The 7,150-nt window shown below is 66.7% G+C and carries 7 protein-coding genes and 1 pseudogene; 1 reads left to right on the top strand and 7 read right to left on the bottom strand.

The window, feature by feature from the left end:
* Positions 1–330, top strand: a pseudogene (locus A5727_RS27805) (HNH endonuclease signature motif containing protein); the annotation flags it as partial.
* Here A5727_RS27805 and A5727_RS08095 read toward each other — a convergent pair.
* The 7 genes from A5727_RS08095 to A5727_RS08065 form a co-directional block, all read right to left on the bottom strand.
* Complete coding sequence (locus A5727_RS08095) at positions 331–1,749, bottom strand: anion permease (RefSeq protein WP_068247336.1); 1,419 nt, start codon at positions 1,747–1,749, stop codon at positions 331–333.
* Positions 1,750–1,768: 19 nt separating this feature from the next.
* Positions 1,769–2,518, bottom strand: coding sequence for a succinate dehydrogenase/fumarate reductase iron-sulfur subunit (locus A5727_RS08090; RefSeq protein ID WP_068247333.1), 750 nt, complete (start codon positions 2,516–2,518; stop codon positions 1,769–1,771).
* 9 nt (positions 2,519–2,527) lie between these two features.
* A complete protein-coding gene (locus A5727_RS08085) occupies positions 2,528–4,474 on the bottom strand; it encodes a fumarate reductase/succinate dehydrogenase flavoprotein subunit (RefSeq protein ID WP_068247330.1) in 1,947 nt (648 codons plus the stop codon).
* Positions 4,471–5,241 carry a succinate dehydrogenase cytochrome b subunit gene (locus A5727_RS08080; protein ID WP_082949669.1) on the bottom strand — a complete coding sequence of 257 codons (771 nt, stop codon included), beginning with the start codon at positions 5,239–5,241 and terminating at the stop codon, positions 4,471–4,473. Before A5727_RS08080 ends, A5727_RS08085 begins: the two co-directional genes overlap by 4 nt.
* Before the next feature lie 82 nt (positions 5,242–5,323).
* A complete protein-coding gene (gene prcA, locus A5727_RS08075; protein WP_068247327.1) occupies positions 5,324–6,055 on the bottom strand; it encodes a proteasome subunit alpha in 732 nt (243 codons plus the stop codon).
* On the bottom strand, positions 6,052–6,933 hold the full coding sequence (gene prcB, locus A5727_RS08070) for a proteasome subunit beta (protein ID WP_068247325.1): 882 nt from the start codon (positions 6,931–6,933) through the stop codon (positions 6,052–6,054). Before prcB ends, prcA begins: the two co-directional genes overlap by 4 nt.
* Positions 6,930–7,124 (bottom strand): ubiquitin-like protein Pup, encoded by a 195-nt coding sequence (locus A5727_RS08065; protein WP_068247320.1) that lies wholly within the window; start codon positions 7,122–7,124, stop codon positions 6,930–6,932. The genes prcB and A5727_RS08065 overlap by 4 nt, the downstream gene beginning before the upstream one ends.
* Positions 7,125–7,150: the final 26 nt, after the last annotated feature.

Below are 7,150 nucleotides of genomic sequence, written 5' to 3'. Positions count from 1 at the left end.
CCATCGAACCTTCGCTGCCTGTGCCGAAAGAACCACCTGCTCAAGACGTTCTGGACCGGAGAGCAGGGCTGGTCGGATGTTCAGCACCCCGACGGCACCATCGTCTGGACCGCGGCCACCGGCCACACCTACACCACCCACCCGGGTAGCCGCATCGTGTTCCCGCATTGGGACACCACCACCGCACCACTGCCGCAAGTGATCCCGCCGACACCAGCACCCACACCGGAGAGCAACCGCGGACAGCTGATGCCCAGACGAAAGCGCACGCGCACCGCCGAAGAGACCGCGCGCGTCAAACGCGCACGCGCACAAAGAGACACAAGCTGATCACCAGATTCCGATCAGTTTCATCCAGCCACCGCCGACCAGCGTCCAGATCAGGATGTTGACGATGCTGATGGCGAATCCGATGCGGAACAGTTCGGCGGTCTTCACGTACCCGGACCCGTAGACCACACCCGCTGGGCCGGAGGAGTAGTGCGCCAAGCCACCGAAGAGGTTGCCGATGAACCCGAACACCAACGCCGAGAACAGCGGTGGGGCGCCGGTCGCGATCGCCGCCCCGACGAACACGGCGTACATCGCGACGATGTGTGCGGTGTTGGAGGCGAACAGATAGTGCGAATAGAAGTAGACCAGCGTCAGGATCGCGAATGCGACCAGCCACGGCAGTGCGTCGACCGAACCGGCCACCGAGTTGCCGATCCAGTCGATGACACCGAGATCGTTCAGTTCCGCGGCCATTCCGACCAGCACGCCGAAGAACACCAGCGTGCTCCACGCCGACGCGTTGTCCGCGAGGTTCTTCCAGCTGAGGACTCCGGTGATCAACAGGATCGCGATGCCGACGAACGCGGCGGTCGTGGCATCGATGTTCACGACGCTGCCCAGACACCAGAGGATCAACAACAGTACGAACGTCCCGGCCATGATCCATTCCCCGCGGGACATCGCTCCCGCTTCACGCAACTGATCACGCGCCTGCTGCGGAGCATCGGGCGTCTTCTTGATCGTCGGCGGGTAGATCTTCGACATCACCCACGGCACCGCGAGGAGGCTGACGACGCCGGGCACGATCGCGGCCAATGCCCATCTCCCCCAGGAGATCTCGACGCCCAGCTTTCGGGCCGCCTCCTGGGCCACCGGATTCCCCGCCATCGCGGTCAGGAACATCGCCGAGGTGACGACGTTGACCTGCAGTGCGGTCAGGGTGAGAAACGCCCCCAGCCGTTTACGCGACTCCTCCGGTTCGGGGTGGGAGTCCTCGAGTTGGCTCAGCGAGGCCACAACGGGAAACACCACGCCCCCGCACCGGGCGGTGTTCGACGGAGTCGCCGGCGCCAGGATCAGATCGGTCAACGCCATGCCGTACGACAATCCCAGTGTCGATCGCCCCAGGCGCGTCACGAACAGGAGCGCGATTCGCCGGCCCAGCCCCGTCAGCAGAAACCCCTCGGCGATGAAGAACGCAGCCACGATCAGCCACACCGTCGTATTGGCGAAACCGGCCAAAGCCTTCGCGGCGGACTCGGTCTTGGTCAGCATCGCCACGGCCATCCCGATCAGCGCCACCGAACCGGTCGGCAGCGGCTGCAGGATCAGCGCCAAGATGGTGCCCAGAAAGATGCCGAGCATGCGCATGCCCGTGGGTTCGACACCATCGGGGACGGGCAGAAAGTAGACGACGGCGGCAACGAGGACGGGCACTCCCGCCTTCCACAGGTACGGCACCCATGGTCTGTTCATCTCCCCCGGCCCCTCCCGATCAGTCCGGTCTGCCCCGCAACCGGGCGCGCACGACCTCACGATTCACCGCCGCCACCGCGGTCAGCGGAATGTGCTCGGGGCACACCTCAGAACATTCGCCGTAGCTGGAGCACGGGCCGAATTCGTTGTCCATCTGGGCGATCAGCGCAAGCGCACGCCGGCCACGCTCCTGACGGCCGCGCGTCACCGTCCCCAGATGCAGGAGCTTTGCACCCGCGTACAGATGGGCCGCGCCATTCGGGCATGCCGCCACGCACGCGCCGCAGCCGATGCACGCCGCAAAGTCCAACGCGTACTCGGCATCGTCATGCGGCAGTGGGTCGGCATCGGCATCCGCGGCCGTGCCCGCGTCGACGGCGACATGGCCGCCGCTCGCGATCACGCGATCCAACGCCGAGCGGTCGACCACGAGATCGCGGACCACCGGATACGCCGCGGACCGGAAGGGCTCCAACCGGACTCGAGCGCCGTCTGCGAACGACCGGACATGCTGACGACATGACGGGGTGTGGGGCTGCGGACCGTGCGGACGACCGTCGACGGTGATTCCGCAGGATCCACAGACCCCCTCGCGGCAGTCGGAGTCGAAGGCCACCGGCTCCCGTCCCTCGGCGACCAGGGCGTCGTTGAGTCGGTCGAGCAGTTCGAGCAGAGACATCTCCGGTGTCGCGTCATCGACCGTGTACGACTCGTAGCCACCGTCAGAGGACGCGTCGGCCTGCCGCCAGATCTCCAGGGTCAGCTTCATGTCGGCTTCTCACACATAGTTTCTCGTCTGCAACGGCACGGCGGAGAAGGACAACGGCTCGGCGCGACGGACCACGGGTCCATCGGCGCTGTGCTGCCATCCGGAGACAAAACACCAGTTCTCGTCGTCGCGTTGGGCCTCGCCGTCAGCGGTCTGATGCTCCTCGCGGAAATGGGCACCACACGACTCGTCGCGGTCGAGCGCGTCGATGCACATCAGGCGGGCCAGTCCGAGGAAGTCCGCCACCCGGCCGGCCTTCTCCAGCTCCTGGTTGAACTGAGCACCGCTTCCCGCGACCCTCAGGTCGGACCAGAAGTCCGCAGTCAGGGCGTCGATCTCGGCGATGGCCTGAATGAGCCCCGCCTCCGACCGTGACACTCCGCACCCGCGGTAGAGGATTTCGCCCAGTCGGCGATGGAACCGCTCCGGCCCCTGGCTTCCGCCAACGGACAGCAGAGCCTGGACCCTGTCCGTGGTTTCGGCGAGGGTCGCGGCCACCGCGGGCGCATCGGCGGCCAGCGGCGGGGTGCCCAACTGCCCGGCAAGGTGATTAGGAATGGAGTACGGCAACGTGAACCATCCGTCGACGCACGCCGACAGCAGCGAGTTGGCTCCCAGCCGATTAGCACCGTGGTATGCCCAGCTGGCCTCCCCCGCCACGAAAAGACCTGGTATCGAGGACATCTGGTCGAAGTCGGTCCACAAACCACCCATCGAGAAGTGCGCTCCCGGAGCGATCCGCATGGGTACCGAATACGGGTCCTCGCCGGTCGCATCGCGGTACATCGAGAACAGATTGCCGTAGCGCTCAGCGATCTTGTCCCGCCCCACACGCGCCAGGGCATCCCGGAAATCCAGGTACACGCTGTTCTTCAGGGGGCCCACCCCCCGGCCGGCCTCGATCTGTGTGCGCGCCGCCCGCGACGACACATCGCGCGGAGACAGATTGCCGTACGACGGATACATCCGTTCCAGGTAGTAGTCCCGGTCGGACTCGGGAATGTCGTTGGGCGCCCGCTCATCCCCTGCCTGTTTCGGCACCCAGATCCGGCCGTCATTGCGCAGCGACTCGCTCATCAGAATCGTCTTCGACTGCCATTCCGAATTCACCGGCAGCGCAGTGGGATGGAACTGGATGAACGACGGCGAGGCGAACACCGCGCCACGGAGGTGAGCCCGCCAGGTGGCGCTGGCGTTGGAGTTCTTGGCCAGCGTCGAGCGGTGAAACACGTTGCCGTACCCGCCCGTCGCGAGCACGATGGCATGCCCGGTCCAGGCGCGGACCTCACCGGTCACCAGATGTCGTGTGACGATTCCGCGGGCCACCCCGTCATCGACGATCAGATCGAGCATCTCGGTGCGGGTGTGCAGGTTCACGCTGCCGGCATGCACCTGACGCAGCAGCGCCTGACTCGCCGCAATCTGAAGCTGCTGACCGGTCTGGCCACGGGTGTAGTAGGTCCGCGACACCTGCACTCCACCGAACGAGCGGGTCGCCAGGCTGCCACCGTACTCACGGGCGAACGGGGCACCGATCGCGTTCATGTGGTCGATGACGCGCGCCGACTCCTGCGCCAGCCGGAAGCAGTCCGCTTCACGGCCGCGGAAGTCGCCACCTTTGACGGTGTCCTTCACGAACCGCCCGACACTGTCGTTGTCGACCTTGCGTCCGCGGGCGGCGTTGATGCCGCCCTGCGCCGCGACACTGTGCGCGCGACGCGGCGCGTCATGGAAGGTGAAACATTCGACGTGGTAGCCGAGTTCACCGAGCGCGGCGGCACACCCTGCGCCCGCCAAGCCGGTTCCCACCACGATGACCGTGAACTTCCGCCGGTTCAACGGACTCACCAGGCGATAGTCCAGGAGGCGTCGTTCCCAGGCTGTGGCCGGGTCCCCCGGCGGCACCCCACCGTCCAGGACCTGGCCCAACCCCCGCAACTCGTCGAGCGAGGTCATCGCAGCATCCCCAGCTGCACCGCGACCGGAATGGACATGTTGCCGACCATGACCGCCAGCGCCAGCAGGCCACCCACTGCCACCCCGGCCTGCCGCGCGCGCCGCCCAGTGACGCCCAGATCGTTGACGGCCGTCCACAATCCGTGCGCCAGGTGCGCACCGAGCACGGCCATCGCCAGGAAGTAGAACAGTGCCACCGCAGGGCGGTCGAAGCTCGCCACCAGGTTGCCGTACGCCTGCCCTGACGCGAAGGAGCCGGATGCCGCGGGCACCGCGCCGACCGTCAGATCGAGGATGTGGAAGACGATGAACAGCAGCAGCACCAGACCGCTGACCAGCATCGTGCGTGCGGTGAACGACCGCAGTGACCGCAGTCCCGTGCGCCGGAATCTGCCCCGGGCCCGGCGTGCCCGAACGGTGAGCATTCCCGCCGCCCCCACGTGGGCGATCAGGCTGGCCAGCAGAACCACCCGGAATACCCACAACGCCCCCTCGTAGGGCAACAGCGGCTCGGCCAGGGTGCGCAGCCAATGCGCGTAGTCGTCGAAGTGCGTCGAACCGGTGTAGACCTTCAGGTTTCCGACCATGTGCACAAGGACGAACAGCGCGAAGATGATGCCGGTCACAGCCATGACCAGTTTCAGGGTCACCGTGGAGGGCTGGACCCTCCACTGCCAACTCGGCCGCTGACCGGCGGGTCGCCGTGGCACCTCGTGTCCGGCGTCGGCCGCGTCAGCCGCATCTGCCCGTCCGACCGCCGATGTCATCTGCCCCCCGCCCGTCCGACCGTATCGGTGAAGCTACACCGTGGGCAGCCCGCGGGCAGATTGATTTACGCAAGCGTGAAAATCAATCCTGGGCGTCATCGGGTGCCGGCGGCTCCGCCGCGGGCAGGAGTTCCTCCAGCGCCGCGCCGGTGATCCGGCGGAAGGCCCGGCGAGGCCGGCTCGCGTCGAGGACGGCGACCTCCAGGGTGGCCGGGCCCAACACCCGTGGCTCACCGTTGCCCGCGGACTGCAGGGCGTTGACCGCGATGGTCACGGCGTCGGCCAGGGTCGGGTTCTCGGTGTAGGTGTCCTTGAGCGCGGCGGTGATCGGCTCGGTGGTGCCACCCATCACGACGAACTGCGGTTCGTCGGCGATCGACCCGTCGTAGGTGATCCGGTACAACTCAGGTGCCCGGGTCTCGCCGTAGTGGGCCACCTCGGCCACACAGAGTTCGACCTCGTAGGGCTTGGCCTGCTCGGTGAAGATCGAGCCGAGCGTGTTCGCGTACACGTTGGCCAGCTGGCGGCCCGTGACGTCGCGACGGTCGTAGGCGTAACCCTTGGTGTCGGCGAACTGGATGCCACCGCGGCGCAGGTTGTCGAACTCGTTGAACCGGCCGACCGCGGCGAAACCGATGCGGTCATACAGCTCGCTGACCTTCTGCAGCGACCGCGACGGGTTCTCCGCGACGAAGAGCACCCCCTGGTCATAGACCAGAACCACCACGCTGCGGCCGCGCGCGATTCCCTTGCGGGCGAGTTCACTGCGCTCCCGCATCGCCTGTTCAGGCGAAATGAAATACGGAAAGCTCATGCGTCACCCCGCGGCGCTGCGTTGATGTTGGAGCTGTCGTCGGGGCCGAACGTGTCGGCCCGCGACCGGCCTGCGATCACCTCACGGGCCAGCTGCTCGATACGGTCCTCCGGGACATCCACGGCACCCTCGGCGCCGATGGTCACGGCAGTCGGATAGATGCCCCGCACCAGGTCCGGGCCACCGGTGGCCGAATCGTCGTCCGCGGCGTCGTACAGCGCCTCGATCGCCACGGCCAGCGCCGATTCGGCATCGCTCACACGTGAATACATCTTCTTCATCGACGACTTCGCGAACAGCGAACCGGAGCCCACGGACTGGAAGCCCTCGACCTCGATGTGCCATCCACCGGCGGCGTCGAACGACACAATCCGGCCCGCGCCAGCCGGGTTCGGATCATCGAGGTCGTATCCCACCAGCAGTGGCAGCGCGATGAACCCCTGCAGGGCCGCACCCAGGTTGCCGCGCACCATGGTGGCAAGGCGATTGACCTTGCCCGGGAACGTCAGCGGCACACCTTCGAGCTTCTCGTAATGCTCGAGTTCCACGGCATACAACCGGGCGAACTCGACCGCGATGGCGGCCGTCCCGGCGATGCCCGTCGCGGTGTAGTCGTCGGTGATGTAGACCTTCTGCACGTCACGCCCGGCGATCATGTTGCCCTGTGTCGAGCGCCGGTCCCCCGCGATGAGAACCCCGCCGGGGTACTTCAGCGCGACGATCGTGGTGCCGTGCGGCAGATCCGCCCCCGATCCGACGCCGTCCCGCACAGTGGGCAGCAGGTCAGGTGCCTGCCGCCGCAGAAAATCAGAGAACGACGAGAGGTCGGAGAGGGAGTTGAAAGAAGGGCCGGGCAGACGATCGTTCGGCCAGGTCACTGTCCGCCCTTTTGGACGTACGCGCGCACGAAGTCCTCAGCGTTCTCCTCGAGGACATCATCGATCTCGTCCAGCAGATCGTCGGTGTCTTCGGCCAGCTTCTCGCGACGCTCCTGGCCGGCGGCCGTGCCGGGCGTGACGTCGTCGTCTTCACCGCCGCCACCACCGCGCTTGGTCTGCTCCTGAGCCATCGCTGCCTCCTGTGTACTCGGTGACT

Source organism: Mycobacterium sp. ACS4331 (genome assembly GCF_001667265.1).
GTDB lineage: Bacteria > Actinomycetota > Actinomycetes > Mycobacteriales > Mycobacteriaceae > Mycobacterium.
Note: the sequence above shows the minus strand (reverse complement) of the source record. Positions and strands in the feature narration are given on the sequence as shown.